This is a genomic window from Promicromonospora kroppenstedtii, assembly GCF_044389675.1.
Lineage (GTDB): Bacteria > Actinomycetota > Actinomycetes > Actinomycetales > Cellulomonadaceae > Promicromonospora > Promicromonospora kroppenstedtii.
The window spans coordinates 184,994-208,403 of record NZ_JBIRYI010000006.1; the positions used below are offsets into that span (position 1 = coordinate 184,994).

At 73.4% G+C, this 23,410-nt stretch carries 23 protein-coding genes; 9 read left to right on the forward strand and 14 right to left on the reverse strand.

What is annotated here, in order from left to right; all coding sequences use genetic code 11:
* Positions 1-2: 2 nt before the first annotated feature.
* The 5 genes from ACH47X_RS11505 to ACH47X_RS11525 all read right to left on the reverse strand — a co-directional run bounded on the left by ACH47X_RS11505 (position 3) and on the right by ACH47X_RS11525 (position 4,935).
* Positions 3-1,841: a S9 family peptidase gene (locus ACH47X_RS11505; protein WP_397404329.1), complete on the reverse strand. Its 1,839-nt coding sequence runs from the start codon at positions 1,839-1,841 to the stop codon at positions 3-5.
* Positions 1,838-2,278, reverse strand: coding sequence for a VOC family protein (locus ACH47X_RS11510; RefSeq protein WP_397404331.1), 441 nt, complete (start codon positions 2,276-2,278; stop codon positions 1,838-1,840). Before ACH47X_RS11510 ends, ACH47X_RS11505 begins: the two co-directional genes overlap by 4 nt.
* Positions 2,279-2,329: 51 nt before the next feature.
* Positions 2,330-3,310, reverse strand: coding sequence for a DNA-binding protein (locus tag ACH47X_RS11515; protein WP_397404333.1), 981 nt, complete (start codon positions 3,308-3,310; stop codon positions 2,330-2,332).
* 319 nt (positions 3,311-3,629) lie between these two features.
* Positions 3,630-4,052, reverse strand: a complete 423-nt coding sequence (locus ACH47X_RS11520) for a pyridoxamine 5'-phosphate oxidase family protein (RefSeq protein WP_397404335.1) — start codon at positions 4,050-4,052, stop codon at positions 3,630-3,632.
* Positions 4,053-4,098: 46 nt separating this feature from the next.
* Positions 4,099-4,935 carry an NAD(P)H-binding protein gene (locus ACH47X_RS11525; protein WP_397404337.1) on the reverse strand — a complete coding sequence of 279 codons (837 nt, stop codon included), beginning with the start codon at positions 4,933-4,935 and terminating at the stop codon, positions 4,099-4,101.
* An 82-nt stretch (positions 4,936-5,017) separates the two neighbouring features.
* On the opposite strand from ACH47X_RS11525, the gene ACH47X_RS11530 reads away from it, so the two are divergent.
* Positions 5,018-6,010: an AraC family transcriptional regulator gene (locus tag ACH47X_RS11530; protein WP_397404339.1), complete on the forward strand. Its 993-nt coding sequence runs from the start codon at positions 5,018-5,020 to the stop codon at positions 6,008-6,010.
* Here the strand turns inward: ACH47X_RS11530 and ACH47X_RS11535 are convergent.
* Positions 5,988-7,217 carry an erythromycin esterase family protein gene (locus tag ACH47X_RS11535; protein WP_397404341.1) on the reverse strand — a complete coding sequence of 410 codons (1,230 nt, stop codon included), beginning with the start codon at positions 7,215-7,217 and terminating at the stop codon, positions 5,988-5,990. The genes ACH47X_RS11530 and ACH47X_RS11535 overlap by 23 nt on opposite strands.
* A gap of 58 nt (positions 7,218-7,275) precedes the next feature.
* Here ACH47X_RS11535 and ACH47X_RS11540 point away from each other — a divergent pair, with 58 nt between their 5' ends.
* Positions 7,276-8,055, forward strand: a complete 780-nt coding sequence (locus ACH47X_RS11540; protein WP_397404343.1) for a MerR family transcriptional regulator — start codon at positions 7,276-7,278, stop codon at positions 8,053-8,055.
* Here ACH47X_RS11540 and ACH47X_RS11545 read toward each other — a convergent pair.
* The 4 genes from ACH47X_RS11545 to ACH47X_RS11560 all read right to left on the reverse strand — a co-directional run bounded on the left by ACH47X_RS11545 (position 8,021) and on the right by ACH47X_RS11560 (position 12,594).
* A complete protein-coding gene (locus tag ACH47X_RS11545; protein WP_397404345.1) occupies positions 8,021-9,190 on the reverse strand; it encodes an RNA polymerase sigma factor in 1,170 nt (389 codons plus the stop codon). The genes ACH47X_RS11540 and ACH47X_RS11545 overlap by 35 nt on opposite strands.
* A 26-nt stretch (positions 9,191-9,216) precedes the next feature.
* The gene (locus ACH47X_RS11550) at positions 9,217-9,633 is read right to left on the reverse strand and encodes a YciI family protein (RefSeq protein ID WP_397404347.1); all 417 of its coding nucleotides are present in this window, start codon (positions 9,631-9,633) and stop codon (positions 9,217-9,219) included.
* A gap of 143 nt (positions 9,634-9,776) precedes the next feature.
* On the reverse strand, positions 9,777-11,240 hold the full coding sequence (locus ACH47X_RS11555) for a tyrosine-type recombinase/integrase (protein ID WP_397404349.1): 1,464 nt from the start codon (positions 11,238-11,240) through the stop codon (positions 9,777-9,779).
* A 103-nt stretch (positions 11,241-11,343) separates the two neighbouring features.
* A complete protein-coding gene (locus ACH47X_RS11560) occupies positions 11,344-12,594 on the reverse strand; it encodes an MFS transporter (protein WP_397404351.1) in 1,251 nt (416 codons plus the stop codon).
* A gap of 149 nt (positions 12,595-12,743) precedes the next feature.
* Here ACH47X_RS11560 and ACH47X_RS11565 point away from each other — a divergent pair, with 149 nt between their 5' ends.
* The gene (locus tag ACH47X_RS11565; protein ID WP_397404353.1) at positions 12,744-13,631 is read left to right on the forward strand and encodes a winged helix-turn-helix transcriptional regulator; all 888 of its coding nucleotides are present in this window, start codon (positions 12,744-12,746) and stop codon (positions 13,629-13,631) included.
* 22 nt (positions 13,632-13,653) lie between these two features.
* On the opposite strand, the gene ACH47X_RS11570 is transcribed toward ACH47X_RS11565, so the two are convergent.
* Positions 13,654-14,355, reverse strand: coding sequence for a LysE family translocator (locus ACH47X_RS11570; RefSeq protein ID WP_397404619.1), 702 nt, complete (start codon positions 14,353-14,355; stop codon positions 13,654-13,656).
* A gap of 61 nt (positions 14,356-14,416) precedes the next feature.
* Between ACH47X_RS11570 and galE the strand changes: the two genes are divergently transcribed.
* Positions 14,417-15,439 carry a UDP-glucose 4-epimerase GalE gene (gene galE / locus ACH47X_RS11575; protein WP_397404355.1) on the forward strand — a complete coding sequence of 341 codons (1,023 nt, stop codon included), beginning with the start codon at positions 14,417-14,419 and terminating at the stop codon, positions 15,437-15,439.
* 74 nt (positions 15,440-15,513) lie between these two features.
* On the opposite strand, the gene ACH47X_RS11580 is transcribed toward galE, so the two are convergent.
* The gene (locus tag ACH47X_RS11580; protein ID WP_397404357.1) at positions 15,514-16,860 is read right to left on the reverse strand and encodes a hypothetical protein; all 1,347 of its coding nucleotides are present in this window, start codon (positions 16,858-16,860) and stop codon (positions 15,514-15,516) included.
* Positions 16,861-17,067: 207 nt separating this feature from the next.
* On the opposite strand from ACH47X_RS11580, the gene ACH47X_RS11585 reads away from it, so the two are divergent.
* Together ACH47X_RS11585 and ACH47X_RS11590 are read left to right on the forward strand one after the other, a co-directional pair.
* Entirely contained in the window at positions 17,068-17,403 is a 336-nt protein-coding gene (locus ACH47X_RS11585; protein WP_036959738.1) for a hypothetical protein, read from the forward strand.
* A 79-nt stretch (positions 17,404-17,482) separates the two neighbouring features.
* Positions 17,483-18,439, forward strand: a complete 957-nt coding sequence (locus ACH47X_RS11590) for a ribonuclease Z (protein ID WP_397404359.1) — start codon at positions 17,483-17,485, stop codon at positions 18,437-18,439.
* 113 nt (positions 18,440-18,552) lie between these two features.
* Here the strand turns inward: ACH47X_RS11590 and ACH47X_RS11595 are convergent, their stop codons facing one another.
* Entirely contained in the window at positions 18,553-19,287 is a 735-nt protein-coding gene (locus ACH47X_RS11595) for a hypothetical protein (RefSeq protein ID WP_397404361.1), read from the reverse strand.
* A gap of 181 nt (positions 19,288-19,468) precedes the next feature.
* On the opposite strand from ACH47X_RS11595, the gene ACH47X_RS11600 reads away from it, so the two are divergent.
* A complete protein-coding gene (locus ACH47X_RS11600; RefSeq protein ID WP_397404363.1) occupies positions 19,469-20,557 on the forward strand; it encodes a MerR family transcriptional regulator in 1,089 nt (362 codons plus the stop codon).
* Positions 20,558-20,627: 70 nt separating this feature from the next.
* Positions 20,628-21,380, forward strand: a complete 753-nt coding sequence (locus tag ACH47X_RS11605) for a tyrosine-protein phosphatase (protein WP_397404365.1) — start codon at positions 20,628-20,630, stop codon at positions 21,378-21,380.
* Here the strand turns inward: ACH47X_RS11605 and ACH47X_RS11610 are convergent.
* Positions 21,352-21,873, reverse strand: coding sequence for a GNAT family N-acetyltransferase (locus ACH47X_RS11610; RefSeq protein ID WP_397404367.1), 522 nt, complete (start codon positions 21,871-21,873; stop codon positions 21,352-21,354). The two genes, ACH47X_RS11605 and ACH47X_RS11610, sit on opposite strands and share 29 nt — an antisense overlap.
* Positions 21,874-22,026: 153 nt before the next feature.
* Between ACH47X_RS11610 and ACH47X_RS11615 the strand changes: the two genes are divergently transcribed.
* Positions 22,027-23,403 (forward strand): NAD-dependent malic enzyme, encoded by a 1,377-nt coding sequence (locus tag ACH47X_RS11615; protein ID WP_397404369.1) that lies wholly within the window; start codon positions 22,027-22,029, stop codon positions 23,401-23,403.
* Positions 23,404-23,410 lie beyond the last annotated feature (7 nt).

Sequence of the window (23,410 nt, forward strand, 5' to 3'; positions counted from 1 at the left end):
GCTCACCGCCCCAGGATCTCGGTCAGGAACGCGATCGCGGCCGGGTAGGCGTCCTTGCGGTTGGCCCGCTTGGCCAGGCCGTGCCCCTCGTCGTGATAGACCCGCAGCTCGTGCCGGATCCCGCGGTCCGCGAGCGCCGTGGTGATCTGCTCGGCCTCGGAGAGGGGGACGCGGGGGTCGTTGGCGCCGTGGATGACGAACAGGGGCGCGCGGAGCTGGTCGAGGTAGGTGATGGGTGAGGCGGCGACCAGCAGGTCGCGGTGGCGCTCGAGGCTGCCGTACTCGCGTTCGCGGGCGGCGCGTCGGTACTCGGAGGTGTTCTCCAGGAACGTGACCAGGGAGGACATGCCGACGATGTCCACGCCGGCGGCCCAGAGGTCGGGTTGCATGGTGGTACCGGCGAGCACCATGTAGCCGCCGTAGGAGCCGCCCCACAGGGCGCTGCGCTCGGGGTCGAGGCCGAGCTCGGGCAGCCAGGCGCGCAGGGCGGCGAGGTCGGCCACGGAGTCGAGCCGCTTGTCGACGTCGTCGAGGCTGACCCAGCGCTTGCCGTAGCCGGCGGAGCCGCGCACGTTGGGCACCAGCACGGTGAACCCGGCGCCGGCGAGGGCCTGGATGACGGGGGAGAAGAGGCGGGTGGCCTCGCCCTCGGGGCCGCCGTGCACGAGGACGACGGACGCACCGGCGACCGGGGTGTCGGTGGTGGCGGGCCGGTAGACGAAGCAGGGGATCTGCTCGCCGTCGGGCGTGGGGACGCGGTGCACGGTGGGCAGTGCGATGGGCAGGCCGTCGGGGATCTGGGCGCGGCCGTCGACCAGGGTGGTGGCGGTCCCGGTGGTGGCGTCGACGAGGTGGATGGAGCCCGGGTCGCCCGACGCGGTGAGGTGCACCGCGAAGCGTGAGGAGTCGGGGGCCCAGACGACGGTGGGCACGCCGGTGTCGGGCAGGGTGACGTCGCAGCGGTGGGTGCCGTCGTGCTCGTGGACGGCGAGGGTGGTGACGCCGTCCTGGTGGTGGCCGACGACCATGACGGAGCCGTCGGGGGAGAGGACCACCTCGAGGTCGTGGTCGGCGGCCTCGACGAGGGTCTCCCAGGTCGTCCCCGCGGCCCGGTCGGCCTCTGTGCGGACCCGGACGACGGCGGGGTGCTCGCGCTCGTGGTCGGACGCCATGACCAGGGCGTCGTCGCCTGCCGTCCAGGAGACGTGGGTGTGGTGGGCGTGCTCGTCGGCCGGGGTGACCGTTCCGGTGACGGCGGCGTCCGCGGCGCCGGCGACGAGGATCTGCGTGGAGCGCGGCCGGCTGCTGAGCACGGTGATCGCCACGGAGCGCCGGTCGTGGGAGGCGACGGCGTCGACGAGGTATCCGCCGCCGTCGTACAGGGTGGTCTGGGTGCCGGTCGCGAGGTCGTGGACCACGACGTCGAAGTCGACGCCGTCGCGCCGGTTGGTCAGGAACACCACGGATCCGGCGGAGACGTCGGCCAGGTCGTGCTTGTACGCGGGGTCATGGACGAGGGGTGTGAGGTCCTCCGTCGTGGCGGGAGCGGCGCCCGGGGTGATCTCCAGCAGGCTGAGCTGCATCTGCTCGTCGCCGCCGTTGTCGTGCTGCACCACCACGGTGCGGGTGCGGGGCACGTAGCGGCCGGAGCAGCGGGACGGCAGCGCGGTGAGCTGGGTGCGGCTGCCGTCCGGCGAGATCTCGACGAGCTGCATGCTGCCGGACTCGTCGTTCCCGGCCAGGATGCGGCCCTCCGGGTCGACGTCGAAGACGGTCCATGCGGTCAGGTCGAGGAGCGAGCTGATGATCTCGGGCGCGGAGGTCAGGGGTGCGGAAGTCACTCAGGCAACCTAGCGGCCCCGGGCCCACCCCCGAACTGCTGGACGTAGTGCGGGTTGTACATGACGCCCAGCAGGTTGCCGAACGGGTCCACGACGGAGGCGGTGACGAAGCCGTTGTCGCCGCGCGGGGTGATCGGCTCGTACTCGGTGGCGCCCAGCTCCAGCAGACGGGCCACGAAGCCGTCCAGGTCGTCGACGTGCCAGTACATGAGCGCGCCCCCGGGCTGGGCGGGCAGTCCCGGGGGCGCGAACGCGCGGCTGACGAGGCCGAGCTCGGCCTCGTTGTCCCCGATGCGGAACTCCGCGTAGGCCGGCTTCCCGTCCGGTCCGGGGCGCTGGAAGTACGGCTCGACGCCGAGCAGCTCGGAGTACCAGTCGGCGGCGGCACCGACGTCGTCGGCCCAGTAGTTGATGGTGGAGAATCCTCGAAGGCTCATGTCGCCATCTCAGCACCCGCCACTGACACTCGCCGGGGCCAGGGGGTGGAGTCAGGCGCCGGGATCGGCTTTCGCCTGGGCCATCGCGGCGTCCTTCGCCCCAGCGTTGGCCCTCGCACCGTCCGCGACCGACTCCGTGACGGCGTCCAGCGCCTCCCGCAGCCCTGCCGCCGCACCCTCGGCCTGCGCCTGGGCCGCGATGGCGGCGACGCGGGCCTGCTCCGCCTCCGTCGCCTGCCGGCGCGCGGCCTCCAGTGCGTCCCGCGAGGCGGTGAGCTCACCCTCCAGCCGGGCGACGGCGGCCTCCGCGGCGGACCTGCCGGTCTCCGCGGCCGCACGGTCCCGGTTCGCCTGCGCGACGTCGCCCCGGGCGGCCTCCAGCGCGGCGCGCACGTCCGTCAGCGACTCCCGCAGCCCGACGGCGGCGCCCTCGGCCTGAGCGCGCGCCGCCTCGGCCTCGGACCGGGCGCGCTCGGCGGCCGTGGCCGCGGCCCGGTCCTGGTCGAGCTCGTCACGGACCGCCTGCAGCGTCTGCCGGGCGGCGGCGAGCTCGCCCTCCAGCCGGGCGGCCGACGCCGCGGACTCCGCGCGTGCTTCCTCGGCCACCCCTCGCTCGTCCTGCGCCGCGCGCGCGTGCTCCCGCGCGGTCTCCAGCAGCGCCCGGAACTGCGCCAGCTCGGCGTCGGCCTCGTCCACGCGCGTGGCCAGGGCGTCCGCCTCGCCCGCGACCGCGGACAGCGCCTCCTCCGACGCCGCGGCGGCCGCCTCGTGCTCCGTGCGCGCCGCCTCGACCGCCGCTCCCCACAGCGCCTCGATGCCACGCTCGGCCAGGGTGCTCACCGAGGAGGGGAGCTCGGGGAGCGCCGAGCGTGCGTCACTCTCGGCGGCCCTCGTCTCGCGCCACTCCCGCAGGTACTTCGTGGCGGTCGCGTTCGAGCACCCGGCGCGCTCGCGCACGTTCGTGACCGTGACCGCCACACCCTCGGCCACCAGGGCGTCCGCCGCCTGGAAGACCCGTTCCTTGTCCCGCACGTTGTTCCCCGCTCAGGTCGTCGTGTCGATGCCCGCGATCGGACGGCCGCTGATCGTCAGCCCCATCTTTTCGCCGTCATCTCGCCACTCGTAGTAGTACGAGTAGTAGCGCAATACTACTCCGACTTTTGCGCCACAAACTACGCACCCGCTTTCCTGAAGCGGGTGCGTAGGGAGTCGCTCAGTGGCGAGATATCAACGGTATGAGCCCTTCTGGAGGTCGCTACTCCATGTCCGGAGAGCAGATGGTGAGCAGCGAATCCACGGGGGATCCAGCTCGGATCCCGGCTGGAGTGGCCGTGACTCCCGGCGCGGCACGTCAGGACGGATACCGGCGCACGGCCTCCGGACGGATGACGACACGGAGCAGGTCGACCCGCAGCATCGCGGCGAGCGCGTCGGCCCGGGCCTGGTCCCGGAGGTCCCAGTAGCGGGCCGCGAGGCGAGACGCCAGGTCCCGGGCGCCGTCGGCCTCCACCGTGGCGCGGCCGGCGACGGAGACCCAGCGCTCGTCCTCGCCCACCGGGGCCGCGACCACGAGCGACGCACGAGAGTCACGCTCCAGGCGGCGCACCTTCAACGAGTCCCGCTCCGTGAACAGCTGGACGGTCCCGTCCGCGGTGGCCTCGAACCACACGGGCCGCGGCTGGGGCGGCTGAGCCGGGCCGGCCACGGAGAGGAACCCGTGCAGGGGACGGGTGAGGAGCTGGAGGTCCTCGGGGGTCAGGCTGGTGGCGCTCATGGTGGGTCCTCTCGGGAGGTCTTCGGAAGATGGCTGTGGGAAAGGGTCAGGAGCGCCAGGCCCCCGCGGCCGCGGCCCGTACGACGTACTCCTCGAAGGCCCGCGGCGGGCGCCCCAGCACGGTCTCGACGTCGTCGGTCGGCCCGGCCAGCAGTCCGCGCTCCATCAGCACGAACATCTCGGCGACGTGGTGGGCGTCGTCCTCGCCCACGCCCGCCTCGACGAGGGCCGTGCGGTACTCGGCGGGGGAGACCTGCCGGTAGGTGACGGGCCGGTCGGACGCCCGGGAGATCAGGTCGACGGCCTCGGCGAAGGTCACTCCGCGCGGCCCGGTCAGCTCGTAGGTCCGCCCGGCGTGCTGTCCGGGCTCGGTCAGCACCGCCGCCGCGACGTCGGCGACGTCCTCGAGGTCGACGAACGGCTCAGGGACGCTCCCCGCGGGGAGCGTCAGCTCGCCGGCGAGCAGCGGGGCGTGGAAGAGATCCTCGTCGAAGTTCTGGTCGAAGTTCGACGCGCGCAGCACCGTCCACTCCAGGGCCGAGCCGCGTACGGCCTCCTCGGCAGAGCGCATGTCCAGCCCGAAAGAGGAGTCGCCCCAGGTGTCGGCGCCGCGGCCGGAGAGCAGGACCAGGCGTCGCACGCCGGCGGCCTCGGCGCGCACTACGAGCTCGTGGACCGGCCCGGGCACGGCGGGTGGCACCACGTACACGGTGGCGATGTCTCGCAGCACGTGGTCCCAGCCGCCCGGCTCGGACCAGTCGAAGTACGCCCGGCTGGACCGCGAGGCGGCACGGACCCGCACGTCATGCAGCCGGAGCCGGGCGGCGACGCGCCGCCCGGTCTTGCCGCTGGCCCCGAGGACCAGGGTGGTGTTGTTGCTCATGCCACCGATCCAACGGCACCCGATCGGACGAATCCATGGGCAGAGCGCCGAATCGCATGGGTGATCGTCTAGCCTCGCCAGGATGGACGCATTCAGTGACCTGATCCGCGGGGTGCGCGCCCACGGCTCCCTGTTCGGTAGCTCGACCCTGACCCCGCCCTGGGCCCTGGACTTCGTGGACGGCGCTCCGCTGACCCTGTGCACGGTCCTGGGCGGCGGCGGGTGGATCGTCCCCGAGCAGGGCCCGGCCGTGCAGCTCCGCGCCGGGCAGACCGCCGTCGTGCGCGGCCCCGAGACGTTCACCTTCGTCGACGAGGTCGGGACGTCGGCCGAGCCGATCGCGTGCGGCGAGTTCTGCGCGACGCCCGAGCTGGGCGGGACCCGGCACCGGCTCGGCTGGCACGACGCCGACGTCGTGAGTGACGCAGGCGACGCACCGGGCGGGAGCACCGGGAGCAGCGCGACCACCCTGATCGTCGGCGCCTACCCGGTACGCGGCGAGATCAGCCGACGCCTGCTCGACGCACTACCCCCGGTGCTGTGCGTGGGCACCGGGGGTACGTCCGACGCCGTGGTGGAGCACCTCGCCGCCGAGGTCGCCGTCGACACACCCGGCCAGCAGGTGGTGCTCGACCGGCTCCTGGACTGGATGCTGGTCTGCACGCTGCGCGACTGGTTCGACCGGCCCGGCGGCGAGCCCCCGCGCTGGTGGGCCGCGCAGCGGGACCCGGTGGTCGGCGACGCGCTGCGCCTGCTGCACGCCGAGCCGGCGGCGCCCTGGACGGTCGGGTCGCTGGCCGACCGGACCGGCGTGTCGCGTTCCACCCTGGCCAAGCGGTTCGCCGACCTGGTGGGCGAACCGCCCCTGACCTACCTGACCCGCTGGCGCATGACGCTCGCGGCAGACCTCCTGACCGACCGCGACGCGACGACCGTCGCCCAGGTCGCGCGCGCCGTCGGCTACACGGACGCGTTCGCGTTCAGCGCCGCGTTCAAGCGGACCCGGGGTGTCAGCCCGAGCGTCTGGGCCGCCTGCGGGCTCGATCCGGTGCCTACCGGCGCGGCACGTCCCTGACGAACACGACCGCGTCGGCCTCCGCCAGGTCGGCCGGGTCCAGCGGCGCGTAGCCGAACCAGGGGGACACGCGGGCCGCGAGCGCCGTCCCGGCAGTGCCGTCCTCGCGGAGCAGTGCGGCCAGCCTCGGAGCATCCACCAGGAGCTGCTCCCGCCCGGGCCCGCCGAGCCTGTACAGCAGACCCTCGACCGTGTCCGGCTCCGGCACGTCCACACCCTGGCCCCGCAGCGTCCCGAGCGCCGTGGCGACGAACGCGTACCGGCCGCCGAGCCGGGTGCTGACGAGTGCCCCGGCGCCCCACCACGCCAGGCGCGGCTGGTCCCACATGGTCATGGTGCTCCGGGTGCGCTGCAGGTGGCTGTTGTGGGCGGCCACCAGCACGGGTCCGCGCTCGGCCAGGGCGAGCAGGTTCCCGGCGATCATGGCGTCGCGGACCCCGAGCAGGCGCGTCATGCGTGCGGGCGTGGGGTCGGCCATCCAGAAGTGGTAGCGCAGCAGTCCGGTGGCGGTGCGCGCGTACAGGTGGGCCCGGTCCCACTCCTGGGGCGTGGAGGCGGTCACGAGCTGCGGGGCGTGCGTCTCCAGGAGGGTCGCCAGGTCGTCGGCGAGCAGGCGCAGCTCCCTGGCCTCGGCGGACTGCCCGACCGACCGGGCGGGATCCATCATGGCGTCGGGCTCGGTCCAGCGTTCGTCCGGGCCGATCATGCGGTCCAGGACGTCGGCGGTGCAGGGCAGCAGGTCGGCGTCCACACGGGCGGACAGGTAGTCGTGCAGCGCTGTGAGGGCCGCACGGGGGCTGGCGGCCGCCGAGATCTCCAGCGGCCCGTCGGCGCCGGCGAAGCGGACCTGTTCGGCGGCCGGTCGGCCCTCGTTGTGGGCTCGCATCGACTGCACGAGCTCGCGGTTGCCCGGGTACGCGCCCCACTCGTGGCTCAGGCCGCGCGCCAGGACGTCGTCGAGGTCGCCCCGGCCGGTGGTGACGTGGTCGTCGACGAGCAGGCCCGCGAGGCAGTCGGTCTCCAGGGCGATCGTGCGGTAGCCGTGATGCTCCACGAGCTCGCGGAACAGGGCGTTGCGTGTCCGGAGCAGGTCCTGCGCGCCGTGGGTCGGCTCGCCGAGGGCCAGGATCCGGGGCCGGTCCGTCAGCAGGGCCAGCACGGAGGCGGCGTCGAAGGGATGAAGGGTGTCCTCGATGTCTCTCACCATTCCCTCAACGGTATCGTTGAAGGCCCGGTTGAGACCTGGCCCCAGAACGGAGCGGTAGGTGGCGCACAACCTTCAAACGGGTGTCCGGCTGAGGCCCGTCGACCTGGCTCGCGGGCACGGCCTGTCCACGCAGGCGGTCCGTAACTACGAGGACGCCGGCATCCTCCCCGCGGCCGACCGCACGCCCGCCGGCCACCGCGCCTACACGCCACGGCACGCCCGTGCGCTGCGCGCCTTCCTGGCCCTGGTGCCCGGGCACGGTCACCAGGGCGCGGCCGCGATCATGCGCGCGGTGCACGACGGCGCCGTGGGTGAGGCGTTCCGGCTGATCGACGAGAGTCACGCCGTGCTCCTGGAGGACCGCCGGACGCTGCGCGCCGTCGAGGACGCCCTGCGCGACCTGGACGCCACGACCGCCGGCCCTCGGTCCGCCCGACCGGCCCCGCGGACCGAGGCCCAGGACACGTTCGTCGGCCCGCTCGCGGCGCAGCTGCGGATCCGGCCCGCCACCCTGCGCACCTGGGAGCGCGCGGGCCTGGTGCGGCCGCGCCGGGACCCGCGGACCGGCTACCGGGTCTACGACGCCGCGGCGGTACGCGACGCCCGCCTGACCCACCAGCTGCGTCGCGGCGGGTATCTGCTGGAGCAGATCGTGCCCCTGATCGAGCGGGTGCGGACGGCCGGCGGCCTGGCGCCGCTGCGGGGCACCCTGGCGGAGTGGCACGGACGTCTCACCGACCGCGGCCGCGCGATGCTCGCCGGGGCCGCAGCCCTGGAGGCCTACCTCGCGGCAGGGACAGGCCTCACCGACCGGCCCGCAGCCGCGCCGCCTGCTTGATCAGGTGCGTGCGCTCGGCGGCGCTGGTCGCCCGGTCCGCCGCGGTCGTGTAGTGCCGCACCGCCAGCTCGGTGTCGTCGGCGCGCTCGTACAGGTGGGCCGCGACGGCGTCCCACCGGGACAGCCCCGGGTCGACGGCGGCCAGCGCGGCCAGGCCGGCGCGCGGCCCGTCCACCTGCCCCACGGCGACGGCGCGGTTGAGTGCCACAACGGGGCTGTCCGTGAGCCCGGCGAGCTCGTCGTACCACTGCAGGATCTGCGGCCAGTCCGTCTCGGCGGCGACGGGTGCGTCGTCGTGCAGGGCGGCGATGGCGGCCTGGGCCTGGTACGGGCCGAGGCGGTCGCGGGACAGGGCGGTCTGGAGCACGTCGACTCCCTCGCTGATCATCGCGGTGTCCCACAGCGTCCGGTCCTGCTCGTCGAGTGGCACCAGCTCGCCGGACGCGGTGTACCGGGCGTCGCGTCGCGCGTGGTGCAGCAGCATGAGCGCGAGCAGCCCGGCGATCTCGGGGTCGGCTCCCTCGGGGCGGGCCGCCGAGGACACGGTGAGCTGGCGCGTGAGCCGGATCGCCTCGTCGGCCAGCGAGATCTCGCCGGTGAAGCCCTCGTTGAAGATCAGGTACAGCACGTGCAGCACCGCGCGGGCGTCGCCGGGCGTGTCGAACCGTTCGCCGGTGATGGTGCGCTTGGCGCGCGAGATCCGCTGCGCCATCGTGGCTTCGGGGACCAGGAAGGCCCGCGCGATCTGCGCCGTCGTCAGCCCGCCCACGGCCCGGAGCGTCAGCGCGATGGCCGACGCCGGGCTGAGCGCGGGGTGGCAGCAGCGGCTCAGGAGCAGCAGTGTGTCGTCGGACTGCTCGGTGGGGCCCTGCGGCGGCTCGTCACCCGCCCGTTCCTCACGCCGCCGGCGGGCGGCCTCGGACCGCTGGAGGTCGATCAGCTTGCGGCCGGCCACCCGCAGCAGCCACGCCTTGGCGTCGTCCGGCGGGTCGTCGGGCCAGTGCCGCACGGCTTCGATCAAGGCCTCCTGGACGGCGTCCTCGGCCGTCGCGAAGTCTGCTCCGCGACGGACGAGGACGCCGAGGACCTGCGGTGCGAGCGTCCGCACCCGGTCGTTCACCGCGTCGTGGTCCACGTCCAGCCTTCCTCAGGTCGTCCGGCTCACTCGGAGATCGTCAGGTCCTCGCCCAGGAACGGCCGCACCTCGAGCCATTCGTAGATGGGGCGGCCGCCGACGCCCGGTGCGGCGGACAGCTCGGCCGCGGCCTCGTAGGCGCGCTCCTGGGACTCGACGTCGATGATCATCCAGCCGGCGATGAGGTCCTTGGTCTCCGCGAAGGGCCCGTCGGTCACCGGCGGGCGGCCCTCGCCGCCGTACCGGACGAACGTGCCCTCCGGGGAGAGCGCGCCCTCGCCGACGAACTCGCCGCTCTCGGTGAGCTTCTCGGCGAACCGGCGCATGTAGTCGATGTGGTCGGTGATCTCCTGCGGGCTCCACTGGTCCATCGGCACGTCCGTGCCGGGAACCCACTCGGGGCCGCCGCGCCGGTAGTGCTTCAGCAGCAGGTACTTCGCCATGGTTGTCTCCCTGGGTCACGGGCCCCGCGGGGCCCTGCGTCGTGGACGCGGTACGGACGCGGTCTCTGCGCCCTCGACCCTAGGACGGAGCGCTCGTCGGGTTCTCGACATCAGGATCACCGATTCCCGAGAAAAAGTTCGGGTCAGCCCGCGCGGCTGCGTACGGCCCGGATCGGCGTGACCGCCGCGGGCCCCTCGACCGCACCGCCCACGGCACCAGGCCCGGCCCCGGGCACGACGGCGGACGCCTGGAACGCCGCGCTCATCGTCTCGCCGAGGGCGTCGAGGTCGTCCTCGAACAGGCCCGCGTACGTGGACAGCGTCAGGACCGGCGACTCGTGGCCCAGCATGCGCTGGACCGCCTTGACGGTGGCCCCGCCGGAGATCGCCAGCGACGCAGCGGTGTGCCGCAGGTCGTGCAGCGTGAGCGTGTCGAAGTCCTCGGCGCCCGGCGCGAGCGTGGTCCGTGACAGCGCGACCAGCAGCCGGGTGCGGCTGACCTTCTCGCCGCGCGTCATCTCCGCCCGCGCCCGGTCGGCGGCGGCCACCAGCGCCCATGTCGCGGGGTCGGTCACGCCCGTCGGCTCCACCCCGCCCTCGGACTGGAGGCGGCGGACCGCGGCGACCACGTCGTCGTCGTACAGGCCCGGGGTGGGCAGGCCGAGGGCCTGGCGCAGCGTGCGGACCGCGCCGCCGGCCGCGTCGACGGCGGGCCGGAACGCCGACCGGTCGAAGCTCTCCCGGCGCAGGGGACCGCCGCGCGTCCCGGTGAACAGCAGGTCGCCGGGCGCACGCCCCGCCGCCTGGGCGGCCACGGCCCCGACCAGGGACGACGGCAGCGGCACCTCACGCCGGGCATGGGTCTTGGTGTCGCCGAGCAGCAGCGTGCCGTCGTCCAGCCGGGTATAGGCCTTGGCCACGCGCACGCGGCGGCGCAGCGGGTCGACGTCGGCCACCGTCAGCGCGCTGACCTCACCCCAGCGCAGGCCCGTCAGGGCCGTGAGCAGCACGAGCGTGCGGGTCTGTGCCGACGTCGTCGCGTCGGCCACGCGGCGCAGCTGCTCGTGGGACAGGTACCGGTGCGGCTTGGTCTTCGGCGCCCGCGGCAGGGCCGGCACCTTGCCCGACGGCGTGCGCGCGGGATTGCTGCGCAGCCGGCGCGCGTCGACCGCGGCGTCCAGGAGGGCCACCAGGAGCCGGGCCGCGTCCCGGCGTCGGGCGGGCGAGGCGGTCTCGCCGGTGGTGGGCGAGGTCATGGTGGCGGCCCAGCGGGCGACGTCCTCGTGGGTGACCTGCCGCAGGGGGCGGTCCCCGAACGTGGGTGCCACCAGCGACCGGAAGCGTTCGTGCTCGGCCTCGACGGTGCGCGGCGCGCGGTCCACGCGGGCCTCCTGCCAGGTGGCGAACCACTCGGCCATCGTGACGCGGCCCGCGGACGGGTCGATCCACTCGGCGTGCTTGCCCGCCTCCTCCTGCCGGCGGGCCTCGGCGAGCGCTTCACGCCGGACGGTGAAGCGGCGGGTGCTGCGCAGGCGCCCGTCGACGCGGTATCGGCCGACGTAGCCGGTGCGGCCCTCGGAGTCGGTGCGCTGCTCGGTGTACGCCACGTGGGCAGCGTAGTCGGAGCGTTCGGCCTGGTCGTGGTGGCGAGGGGTGTGTCGAGGACGGCGCCGGGCGGGGTGCCCGGGCGGCCACCCCGGGGGCGGCCGGTCACGGCGCCACAGGCTGCGGGGTCGCGTAGTCCTCCAGGTTCCGCAGCCGCCGTACGGGGCTCGCCGCGAGGATCGCGGGACCGGCGAGCATCACGAACGCCGACCCGAGCAGCACCGCCCGGGTCCCGGCCGTCTCGGCGACCGCCCCGGCGATCAGGCCGCCCAGAGGGATGCAGCCCCAGGACACGAAGCGGACGGTGCCCATGACACGGGACAGGAGCTCGGGCGGGCTCGCGACCTGCCGGTAGGTGCGGGTGACGACGCTGCCGGGGACGACGCTGGCCGCGAAGAGGAGGTTGCCGGCGGCGAAGCAGAGCCAGCCCCAGTGGCCGGCACCAGCGGGGATCAGCAGGGCGCCCGCGAACCCGACGAGCCCGTCGAACAGCACGACGCGCGCCGAGCCGAACCGCCGCACGAGCCAGGGTGTCGCCGCGGCCGCGAGGAGCGCCCCGACGCCCTCGGTCGCCAGCAGCAGCCCGACCACGGCGGCCGGTGCCTGCAGCTCCCGCACCAGGTAGATCGTGAACAGGGCGAGCTGGGCGCCGCAGACGGTGTTGACCACGCACGCCCACCAGGTGCACGGCGCCAGGACGGGGTGGCCGGTGACGAACCGCCAGCCCACGGCGATGCGCCGGCGCAGCGGGGTCGGGTCGTCGTCTCCCGGCTGGCGCCGTTCGGGAAGGGTGCGCAGCAGCACGGCGGAGGCGACGTAGGACGCCGCGTCGAGCAGCAGCGCGGGTGCGGCGCCGACGAGCTGGACGACCAGCCCGCCCAGCGAGGGCCCGCCGAGCTCGGTCACCGCGTGCGTCCCGGACATCAGCGAGTTGCGGCTCGTGAGCTGGTCGCGCGGCACCACGGAGGTGATGAACGTCGTGCTGGCGCTGAAGAACAGCACCTCGGCGAAGTTGAGTGTGAGCGCCACGGCGAACAGCTGCGCCAGGGTCAGGTGGCCGGTCCACCAGGCCAGCGGCACCGACACGATGGCGGCGGCCCGCACGAGGTCGGTGCCGATCTGGGTGCCGCGCAGCGGCCAGCGCTGCACGACCGCACCGGCGGGCAGCCCGATGACGATCCAGGCCAGGTAGGACGCCGCGGCGAGCAGCCCGGTCTCGAACGGTCCGGCGTCGAGCACGAGCACGGCGGTCAGGGGCAGGGCGATCTTCGTGACCGCCGAGCCCGTGTTGCTGGTCGTCGTGGCTGCCCAGAAGGTCCAGAAGGAGCGTGCGGCGGTCGGGGCCGTCGTCGTCATGGGGTGTCTCCGTCGTGATCACGTAGTGGGTTCCAATTTGGAACTGACTGCCCGTACAGTGGCAGAGGTGCGGCGGATGGCGCAACGCCGCCCAGGCACCGGGGCCGATCGACGGCACCCAGGCGACGACGTGCGAGAGGATGGCGCGCATGCGCAAGGAGGACCTGGCCGACGCCGACTGCGGGATCGCGCAGTCGCTCGGCGTCATCGGCGACTGGCAGAGCCTGCTGATCGTGCGCGAGGCCGCGGCCGGCGTCTCACGCTTCGACGTGCTCGCCCACGAGCTCGGGTTCAGCAGACGGGCACTGACCGAGCGGCTCGGCCGGCTCGTGGACGACGGCGTCCTGGAGCGGGTGCCGTACTCCGCGCACCCGCCCCGGTTCGACTACCGGCTCACCCGACGCGGCGAGGGGCTCGTACCCGTGCTCGTCGCGCTGCAGGAGTGGGGGACACGCCACGTGATGGGCGACGGCACCGTGTCGGGCGCCGTCGGCGACGCGGAGGCACGACGTGTACACGCGCTCGTCGGCACGCGGGTGCCGGACGTGACGCTCACGGCGCACGACGACACCCCTGTCGGCCTCGTGGACCCCGACCGCTGGACCGTGCTCTTCCTCTTCCCGGGTGCCTACGCTCCTGACACGGACGGGTACCCCGCCGGCTGGGGCGACATCCCCGGCACCCGCGGCTGCACGCTCGAGTGCAACACCTACGCCGCACGCACCGCGGCCCTCGCCGAGGCCGGCGCGCGGGTGCTCGGCGTGTCCACCCAGCGCCCCGACCAGCTCGCGGCCTTCGCCATGCACGCCGGCCTGCCCTATGCCCTGGCCTCGGACCAGGACGGCCTGGCGGCCTCCGCCCTGCGCCTGCCGGTGTTCCGTGCGGCCGGGACGGACCGGCTCAAGCGGACCACCCTGCTGATCGCGCCCGACGGCACCGTGCGCCGGGTCCAGGCGCCGGTGACCGACCCGGCGGGTTCCGTGGACGACATGCTCGACGCGGTCCGCGCCGAGGCCGGGCAGGCCGCGCGCCGCTAGGCCGTGCCCGGTGAGGCGGCCGTCAGAGCGGGCGGGCCTGCCCGGTCAGGGCGTTCCACCCGATGCGGCCGCCGAAGCCGAGCAGCACGACGCCGGTCACGCGGTCGGTGACGCGGGCGATCGCGCGCCCGGACAGCCACCGCTTGGCGAGCCCCGCGGCGTGGATCAGCAGGCCGAGCCAGGCCAGCCCCAGGACGTTGTGCTCGGTTGCCAGGAGGACGCCCATGAGCAGGTGCGGCACGCCGTCGGGCAGGAACTGGGGGATGGTGGCCAGGTAGAACACCCCGACCTTGGGGTTGAGCAGGTTGGTCGTGGCGCCGACCGCGAAGGAGCGCCACCGGGACCGGGTCACGACCGGCCGGACGACGTCGGTCAGGGCCGTGCCGGACGAGGCGGCGCCGGGGACGACGCCGTCCGGCAGCGCGTCGTAGCTTCCCGGGCGGAAGCTGGTCCACAGCAGACGGCCACCGAGCCAGGCGAGGTAGGCCGCGCCGGCCAGGGTCAGCGCCCGGTAGGCGGTCTCGGAGGCGGCGAGCACCGCCGTCGCGCCCACGGCGGCAGCCACGCCCCACGCCAGGGTGCCCATGTTGATGCCGAGCGCTGTCGCGTAGGCGTGCCCGCGGCCGCTGACGACGGCGGTCCGCAGCACGAGCGCGCTGTCCAGGCCCGGCATGATCGTCAGGGGGATCGCGACCAGCGCGAACAGGAGCATCGCCTCGGGCATCGTCACGCGCGCGAACGTACCAGTGCCCGAACCGGGCGAACGAGCCGGTATTTTGGAAGCCATGCGCGTTCTCGTCTCAGGTGGGGCCGGCTACATCGGCTCGCACACCGTCCTTGCCCTGGTCGCCGCCGGTCACGACGTCATCGTGGTCGACGACTTCTCCAACTCGAAGCCCTCCGTCCAGGGTCGCCTGGAGGCACTCGCGGGCCGGGAGATCCCGTTCCACGCCTTCGACCTGACCGACGCCGACAAGACCGAGCGGCTGTTCGCGCACGAGCACATCGACGCCGTGATCCACTTCGCGGGGTTCAAGGCGGTGGGGGAGTCGGTCGCCCGGCCGCTGGACTACTACCGCAACAACCTCGACTCCACGTTCGCCCTGGCGGCGTCGATGGCGAAGTACGGGGTCACCAAGCTGGTGTTCTCCTCCTCGGCGACGGTCTACGGCGAGAAGGCCCCGGTGCCGTACACGGAGGACTACGAGTACCTGTCGTCGTCCTCGCCGTACGGGCAGACCAAGGTGATGATCGAGCGCGTCCTGTCGGACATCGCGCAGATCTCCGAGGGCTGGAAGGTGGCGCTGCTGCGCTACTTCAACCCGGTCGGAGCGCACGCGAGCGGGGACATCGGCGAGGACCCGCAGGGCATCCCGAACAACCTGATGCCGTTCATCGCGCAGGTCGCGGTGGGACGCCGGGACAAGCTCACGGTGTTCGGGGGCGACTACCCGACCGCGGACGGCACGGCCGAGCGTGACTACCTGCACGTGACCGACCTCGCCGCCGGGCACGTGGCAGCCCTGGAGCACCTGGACGACATGGCCGAGCCGGCGCGGGCGTTCAACCTGGGCACCGGTACCGGCACGTCGGTGCTGCAGCTGCTCAAGGCGTTCGAGCGCGCCGTGGGCCGCGAGCTGCCCTACGAGATCGGGCCGCGCCGGGCCGGGGACCTGCCCGCGTTCTGGGCCGACCCGACGCGCGCCAACACCGAGCTGGGCTGGCACGCCACCAAGACGATCGACGACATGTGCGCCGACACGTGGCGGTGGCAGTCGCAGAACCCCGAGGGGTTCCCCGGCAGCTGAGGCCGCCTGCCTGAGCAGGCCCGAGCACGCGTGGGGCCCGCAGCCACCGGCTGCGGGCCCCACGTCGTCGCTGGTCAGACCAGCGGGTTGCCGATCGGCGGTGTCTCCAGCCGGTCGAACTCGAGCTGGGGAACGCCCTCGTCGGGGTCCGTGGTGCGCGACGGCCGCGGGTTGGTCCGCGGCGCCGGCATCGGGATGGGCCGCTGGTCGGGTCCCAGGGCGGACCGCGAGTCGTTGCGGGTCGCGCGCTCGCTGGCCGACGGCTCCTCCCGCACGGTCTGGCGCATCGCGCGGTCGACGGGCTCGGCGTGCGCCTCCTCGAAGGCCCGCACGATGGACCAGGGCAGCCGGATGTAGCCCTCGACGTCGAACCCGTTGGCGATGGCCCAGGCGCGCATCTGCGCCGGGGACGACGAGCGGCGCCCATCGGTCGGCTTCTTGGCACCCGACTCGTCCACCAGCTTGGGGAACTCGACGGGCGTCGCCTCGACGATCGGCTCGATCACCGACTCCCGGGAGCAGCCGAGCGTGTCCGCGACGCGCCACAGCTCCTGCCGGGCCTCCAGGTGGTACCGGTCGGCCTCGATCGCCTGGTGCACCAGCGCGTCGAAGAACTTCTTGCGGATGTCGGCGGCCGCCTCCGGCGTCAGCCGGTAGAGCGGCTCGGCCTCGGCCAGGCCCGACGCCGTCTGCGGCGTCAGGCGGCCGTCCTGGAGCGTCTCGGCGACGAGCGAGAGGTAACCGTTGGTGCGCACGTCGGCGACCGCCGCGATCGCGTCGGCCAGCGGCTGGCCGGCGAGCGTCGTCAGCACACTCCGGCCGCGACGGCCCGGCCACGGGCGCGGGGGCCCGGGCGTGCGGGTGGGGCCCTCGGGCCACGGGTAGACCCACGCGCGCAGCGTGACCTGCAGCAGCTCGGGCAGGTCCGGCAGGCCGCTCGCGCTCTGCACGAACCGGGCCAGCAGTCCGGCGACCGCCCGCGCCTCGTTGAGCGGGCCGGAGCTCGGCTGACCGCCCTCGAACGGCACACCTGCCGCGGTGCAGCAGTCCGACAGGCGGCGGTGCACCAGGCCGGGCAGGTAGTGGTAGCTCGCGTCGATGATCGTCAGCTGGGCGAGCGTGGGCAGCTCCCAGCCCAGGTGGGACAGCTCCGCGCGCAGGACCTCGATGCCGAGCCGGCCGTTGTGGGTCACGATCGCCATCTGCGACAGGCGCTCGCGGAGGGTGGCGGCCACGTCGGCCAGCGCGATCCACGCGCCGTCGGGGTGCAGCACCGCCGACCACTCGTCGACCACGCCGCCGCGCTCGTCGATCCGGACGACGGCGATCTCTCGTAGTCGTGCCCCGGCAAGCTGGATTCCGGTGATCCGGGTCGACACCGCTGCGTACGCGGGCTTGCCCACGCGTTCGTCCCTCGCCATGCGCGTCCTTTCTCGACCGCCGTGCCGCCGTTGGCGCGACGACGCGCCACAGGGTGCCATCTGAGCGAGAGTCCTGAAAGTGGAGATCGTACGAATATGTCGGATTCTGTGAAAATCACTACCAAAGATAGCGGACCGCCCCCCGATTATTAACACTTACGGTGGGTGTTTGGCCACCGCCTGGGCGGTGCACAAGGGGAGGTCAGGATGCTGGCAAAGCTTTCGATCATGGACTGGCGCGCCATCGCGGCGCTCGCGTTCGCTCTTCCGTACGTCGCGCTCGTCCTGGTCGGGGAACGGTTCGGCTGGCTGCAGCTGTCCACTTCCGACGCCCTGACCAGCCCGATCACCATTGTGGCACTGGGCTGCCTGCTTGCCGGCGCAGGGCTCGCGCTGACCCCGGCGATCCAGGGCGGGGCCTATCCGGTGCTGAACATCCTGGTGGGTGGGGCCATGCTTGCCGGGTTCGGGTACGCCGTGCTCCTGCTCGCCCAGGCCAGGTACGGCTGCGACCCGCTGAACGTCTTGCCGGGCTGCGGGTGATCTTTGGAAAGTTAAGGACCTTGGCCTTATCGGGAGTTTTTCCCGTGCCGCAGGCCGCGCCCCGGGACACAATGCGACCGTGTTCCAGCGTCCGGCCAACCACCGCGTCTCGAGCCGTGAGCTCGTGGCCCTCGGCACCGCCAGCCAGGTGCCGACCCGCACCCGCAACCACAACGGCTACGTGCTGTTCTGGGACGACGAGGTCATCCTGTTCGACCCGGGCGAGGGTTCGCAGCGCCAGATGCTGTACGCCGGCATCTCCGCGACGGCGCTGACCCGCATCGCGCTCACGCACCTGCACGGCGACCACAGTCTCGGCCTGGCCGGCGTGGTGCAGCGCATCAGCCTGGACGCCGTGCCGCAGACGATCCCGATCGTGTTCCCGGAGTCGGGCCGCCGCTGGGTCGAGAACCTGTGCGACGCCACCGCGTTCTACCACCAGGAGCGCCTCGCGCTGCAGGGCCTGAGCCGCGACGGGGAGGTGCGTCGCGTGCCGGGGGAGATGCACGGCCCGGCGGTGCTCAGCGCGGCGCGGCTGGACCACTCGCTGGAGGCCTACGGGTACCGGCTCGACGAGCCGGCCGGCCGCCGCATGGTCCCGGAGCGCCTGGCCGCCGCGGGCATCTCAGGGCCCGACGTCGGACGCCTCGCCCAGGAGGGCACGCTGCGGACCGCGCGGGGCCTGGTCCGGCTGGAGGACGTCAGCGAGCCGCGCCCCGGCCAGTCGTTCGCGTTCGTGATGGACACCCGGCTGTGCGACGCCGTGCGGCGCCTGGCCGACGGCGTGGACCTGCTCGTCATCGAGTCGACCTACCTGGACCGTGACAGCGGGCTCGCGCACGACCACGGGCACCTGACCGCCCTGGAGGCCGCTACCGTGGCGGCGCAGGCCGGCGTGCGCAGCCTCGTGCTGACCCACTTCTCGCAGCGCTACACCGACCCGACGGAGTTCGAGCGCGAGGCCCGCACGGTGTTCGACGGCGAGCTCACGGTGGCGGCCGACCTGGACCGGGTGGCGGTGCCGCGGCGGCGGTGAAGTCCTGCCGCGCACAGCCCGAGCCGGTGGTCTAGACTGGTGCACGAAAGCCGGGGCAGGTCTCCCGGTTAACAGTTCGGCCGCGGCCCTTTCAGTTCTCACTGAGGGGGCCGTTAGGCATTTCTGGGGGCAGCTACCGGCTGCTGGGCAGCCACCGTCGAGACCTGCTGCTGCGAGACGAGCCACGCTTCCGCGGAGGGTTCGATCTCTCGCAGTACCCGTCGGGCAGCCTTGAGCTGGAGGCTCACGACCGCGACCACGAGCAGAGGCTCGAGGTGCGCCACGCGGTTGCGAAGACGATGCAGGCGATCGACGTCACGGACCAGGTCTCGCACCGGGCGCCTCAGCCCGGGAAAGGCCCCGCCAATCGCTTCCCGCCACAGCAGCTGCCGCCCGGGATCCCGACCCGGTAGCAGAAAACGCCACGTGCCGAACGCCAGCTGTGCCAGCACGTCGTCATGTGTCACCGGGCGCCGGCTCGTCGCGGAGTCCCTGACCGCGAGCCTCGCCCGCCGCGCGGCCTTGTCGATCTCGTCCCGTCGCACGACCCGCTCGACCAGATGCGACGGGTCCAGGAGCCAGTCCCTGCCGTGCGGCCGCAAGGTCTGCGGATTGATCTGGGTCGCGTTCCACGCACGCAGCTGCTTGTCGATCGAGTTGCGAAGGAACACCTCGACGAGGTGCAGCATCATGTACACGGCCGAGGACATCTCCACGTTCCACTGGTAGAGCTTGAGCGCCGCCCTCAGGTTGCCGCCCGATGCCCGCAGGTACGGTGCCAGGCGCGGCGGGCTGAGCAGGTTGGCGACCGCGCGATGGTGGGTCGCAGTCAGGGTGGGGGCGGCCATCGATGACTCCTCGGAGCTGGAACTGAACGGTGCCAGGCTCGCAGGAGTAGCAGTGTTTGGCATCTGTTGAAGCATCTTGTTGCTTATACGCAACGGCGCTCCGCAAGCCTTGACCTTCACCCTGGGGCAACACCCACGCTCCTGGGCACCGGCGACCGTCGCCGGGGACGAGGATGACGACGTGGAGCACCTGAGCATCGGCGAGTTCGCCCGCAGGTCCGGCCTGACACCCAAGGCGTTGCGCCTGTACGACGAGCTCGACCTGCTCCGCCCCGACCACGTGGACGCGTTCAGCGGGTACCGCCGGTACGCGCCCGCCCAGCTCGACCGGGCCCGCCTGGTGGCGCAACTGCGCCTGATCGGCATGCCCCTGGCCCGCATCCGTGGGGTCGCCGCCGCGCCTGCAGGCGTCGCGGCCGACCAGGTGCGGGCGTACTGGCGCCAGGTCGAGGCCGACACCGCCTCGCGCCGCGACATCGTCGCATCCGTCGTCCAGCACCTGCGCACGAAGGAGACCAGCATGCCCACCACCGGCCCCACCCTCACCCACCGCAGCGCCTCACGGCTCGGCCAGGGCGCCCGCCCCGCCCAGCAGGACGCGCTCCACGCCGGGCGCTCGCTGTTCGTCGTCGCCGACGGGTTCGGACCGCACGGCAGCCCCGTGCCCGCCGGGCTGGCCGTCGATGCCTTTGCCACGCTGGACGAGTCCTGGGCCGCCGCCGATGGTGACCCCGCCGCCGCGCTCCGGACGGCCTTCGCGAAGGCCCAGCGGGCGCTCGACGCCGAGGCCGCCGCACTCACCGACCCCAGGCACTTCGGCACCACGGCCACCGTCGCGCTGCTGGTGGGGTCCACGCTGTTCAGCGCCCACGTCGGTGACTCGCGGCTGTGGCTGGTGCGGGACGGTCGCGCCGACCAGCTCACCCGCGACCACACGGTCGTCACCGCGCTCATCGAGGAGGGCCGGCTCACGCAGGACGAGGCCCGCTCGCACCAGGACCGCAGCCTGCTGAACCGCGCGCTCGTACCGGCCGGCACCGGCGGGCACTCCGACGACGGACCGGACCTGACCGCCACGCCGGTGCGCCCCGGCGACCGGATCGTGCTGACGGGCGACGGCGTCCACGCCGTCCTGGAGCCCGGGCACCTTGCGGACCTGTTGACGACCCCCAGCGCCCCAGACGACGTCGCACGGCAGATCGCCGACGCCGTCGAGACGGCAGGCGCCCCGGACAACTACGCGCTCGTCGTCGTCGACCTGGACGCCTGACCTGATCCCGCTGTCCACGGGCAGTTCTACCCGTTGACCTGCCCGTGGACACCCACCCACGATGCCGGGCATGAGCAACCCGGTGAACCTCCAGGTCTGGGACGGCGCCGTCAACCTCCGGGACCTCGGCGGCCTCCCGCTGGAGGACGGCGACGTGACCGTGCGCGGCCGCGTCTGGCGGTCCGGCGCGCCCGAGCCGATGACGACCACCGGCTGGGCGGAGGCGATCGACGACGGGCTCACGACCGTCGTCGATCTGCGCAACCCCGCCGAGGTCAAGCAGGCGCGGAGCCTGATGCCCGACGCGGAGCGCCCTTGGGAGGTCGTCACGCACCACACCCCGACCGAGGACCCCGGCGACCCGCACTTCCTGGAGACGTGCGGCCCCTGGCTGGACCACCCGCGCTCCTACGCGCCGAACATCGCGATGTACCCGCACCTGTTCGCCGGCGTGTTCCGCGCGATCGCCGACGCCCCCGGGCCCGTGCTGGTGCACTGTGCGGCCGGCCGCGACCGCACCGGCATGATCACCGCCCTGCTCCTGTCGCTGACGGGCGTGGAGCACCAGGCGATCGCGCGCGACTACGAGCGCGCGTTCCGCGGCACCACGCACCGCGGGGGCGGCATCGCCTACGACGTGGAGCGGGGCGCCTGGGTGCAGCATCGCGGCGAGACCTGGACCGCCCGCCAGCTCGACGAGCGGGTCGGCGAGCGCCGCGCGGCCCTGCTGGAGTGGCTGGCCGACCTGGACCCCGTGGCCTACCTGCGGTACGCGGGGCTGGGCCAGGCGCGGATCACGAGCCTGCGGACGCTCCTGCGGTAGCCGGGCTCTCGTCCGGCCGGTCGGCGGGCAGCTCCAGGGTCATGAACACGCTGTTCGGGTCCGGGACGTAGCTGCCGAACGGGTCGCACTCGACGAACCCGTGGCGCGCGTACAGGCGGCGGGCCGGCGCGAAGTAGTCCTCCGTCCCGGTCTCGAGGTTCACGCGGGGGTACCCGCGCCGCCGAGCCTCGGCCAGCACGGCGTCCAGCAGCGCGGAGGCGACGCCACGGCCCCGCGCGGGAGCGGCGGTGCGCATGGACTTGATCTCGCCGTACGCGCCGTCGGGGCCGTCCAGCCGGCTCAGCGCACCACACCCCAGGAGCGTGCCGTCGTCGTCCCGCGCGGTCCAGAACGTGATGGTCGGGGCGAGGAGCGCTGCGTGGTCCAGGGCGTGCACGCTCTCGGCGGGCGAGGTGGCGAACATGTCGGTCAGGTGCTCGTCCAGCAGACGCAGCACGTCGTCACGGGCGGGGGAGTCGGGGGAGACGTTCACGTGCCCATCCTGCGGGGCGCTCGCGGGTGCGCCGTCCGGATGGCGGTCCCGTGTGGCGCACGTCACGTTCTGCGGGTAGGAATCTCCAGGTGCGCGCACGCCCGCGCGCCGCCTGCCCGGCCGACGAGGTCCGGAGACCGAGGAGAAACGACGATGTCGCTGCCCAGCCCGAGCTACACGATCACCCTGCGCGTGGAGGTGGCGGCCTCGCAGCGCGCCACGAGCACGGTGGTAGCGGCGGTAGCCGACGCCGGGGCGGCGGTCATGGGCGTGGACATCGCGCACTCGACGTCGCACGGCCTGGTCGTGGACGTCACGTGCGACACGATCGACGCCGAGCACGGCGAGCGGGTCGTGGCGGCCGTCAACGCCGTCGAGGGCGCGGAGGTGCTCAAGTCGAGCGACTCGACGTTCCTGATGCACCTGGGCGGCAAGATCGAGGTCACGAACAAGGTGCCGCTCAAGACGCGGCGCGACCTGTCGCGCGCGTACACCCCGGGGGTCGCGCGGGTGTGCCTGGCGATCGCGGACAAGCCCGAGGACGCGCGCCGGCTGACGATCAAGCGCAACACGGTCGCGGTGGTCACGGACGGCACTGCGGTGCTGGGTCTGGGCGACATCGGCCCGGCGGCGGCGCTGCCCGTGATGGAGGGCAAGGCGGCGCTGTTCAAGGAGTTCGGCGGCGTGGACGCCTGGCCGGTGTGCCTGGACACCACGGACACGGACGAGATCGTGCGGATCGTCAAGGCGATCGCGCCCGTGTACGGCGGCGTGAACCTGGAGGACATCGCGGCGCCGCGCTGCTTCGAGATCGAGGCGCGGCTGCGGGCCGAGCTGGACATACCGGTGTTCCACGACGACCAGCACGGCACGGCGATCGTGGTATTGGCGGCGCTGGTCAACGCACTGAAGGTCGTGGGCAAGGACCTGGCGGACGTGCGGATCGTGGTGTCCGGCGTGGGCGCGGCGGGCAACGCGATCATCCGGCTCCTGAAGGCCCAGGGCGCGCGGCACATCGTGGCGTTCGGCCGGGGCGGCGCGCTGCACCCGGGCGTGGTCACGGACGACCCGCACCGGCGCTGGCTGGTGGACAACACCAACGTCGACGGGTTCTCCGGCACGCTGCAGGAGGGGCTCAAGGGCGCCGACGTGTTCGTCGGGGTCTCGGCGGGCGGGATCCTGTCGGGTGCGGACGTGGCGCAGATGGCGCAGGACGCGATCGTGTTCGCGCTGGCCAACCCGACCCCCGAGGTGGACCCCCTGGAGGCGGCCGAGACCGCCGCGGTGGTGGCCACCGGGCGCAGCGACTACCCGAACCAGATCAACAATGTGCTGGCCTTCCCGGGTCTGTTCCGCGGGCTGCTCGACACGGGCGCCACGGACATCACCACGGAGCTGCTGCGGGTGGCGGCGGTCGCGATCGCCGACGTCGTCGCGCCGGAGGAGCTGAACAGCGCGTACATCATCCCCGGGGTGTTCGACCACCGGGTCGCGGACGCCGTGGCGGACGCGGTGCGCAAGCAGGTCTGAGCTCCGC

Bases quoted from the DNA above. Each gene is read 5' to 3' on its own strand.
- ACH47X_RS11510 (WP_397404331.1), bottom strand. From the start codon at position 2,278: ATGAGCCTTCGAGGATTCTCCACCATCAACTACTGGGCCGACGACGTC.
- ACH47X_RS11520 (WP_397404335.1), bottom strand. From the start codon at position 4,052: ATGAGCGCCACCAGCCTGACCCCCGAGGACCTCCAGCTCCTCACCCGT.
- ACH47X_RS11525 (WP_397404337.1), bottom strand. From the start codon at position 4,935: ATGAGCAACAACACCACCCTGGTCCTCGGGGCCAGCGGCAAGACCGGG.
- ACH47X_RS11530 (WP_397404339.1), top strand. From the start codon at position 5,018: ATGGACGCATTCAGTGACCTGATCCGCGGGGTGCGCGCCCACGGCTCC.
- ACH47X_RS11535 (WP_397404341.1), bottom strand. From the start codon at position 7,217: ATGGTGAGAGACATCGAGGACACCCTTCATCCCTTCGACGCCGCCTCC.
- ACH47X_RS11550 (WP_397404347.1), bottom strand. From the start codon at position 9,633: ATGGCGAAGTACCTGCTGCTGAAGCACTACCGGCGCGGCGGCCCCGAG.
- ACH47X_RS11560 (WP_397404351.1), bottom strand. From the start codon at position 12,594: ATGACGACGACGGCCCCGACCGCCGCACGCTCCTTCTGGACCTTCTGG.
- ACH47X_RS11565 (WP_397404353.1), top strand. From the start codon at position 12,744: ATGCGCAAGGAGGACCTGGCCGACGCCGACTGCGGGATCGCGCAGTCG.
- ACH47X_RS11570 (WP_397404619.1), bottom strand. From the start codon at position 14,355: ATGCCCGAGGCGATGCTCCTGTTCGCGCTGGTCGCGATCCCCCTGACG.
- galE (WP_397404355.1), top strand. From the start codon at position 14,417: ATGCGCGTTCTCGTCTCAGGTGGGGCCGGCTACATCGGCTCGCACACC.
- ACH47X_RS11580 (WP_397404357.1), bottom strand. From the start codon at position 16,860: ATGGCGAGGGACGAACGCGTGGGCAAGCCCGCGTACGCAGCGGTGTCG.
- ACH47X_RS11585 (WP_036959738.1), top strand. From the start codon at position 17,068: ATGCTGGCAAAGCTTTCGATCATGGACTGGCGCGCCATCGCGGCGCTC.
- ACH47X_RS11595 (WP_397404361.1), bottom strand. From the start codon at position 19,287: ATGGCCGCCCCCACCCTGACTGCGACCCACCATCGCGCGGTCGCCAAC.
- ACH47X_RS11605 (WP_397404365.1), top strand. From the start codon at position 20,628: ATGAGCAACCCGGTGAACCTCCAGGTCTGGGACGGCGCCGTCAACCTC.
- ACH47X_RS11615 (WP_397404369.1), top strand. From the start codon at position 22,027: ATGTCGCTGCCCAGCCCGAGCTACACGATCACCCTGCGCGTGGAGGTG.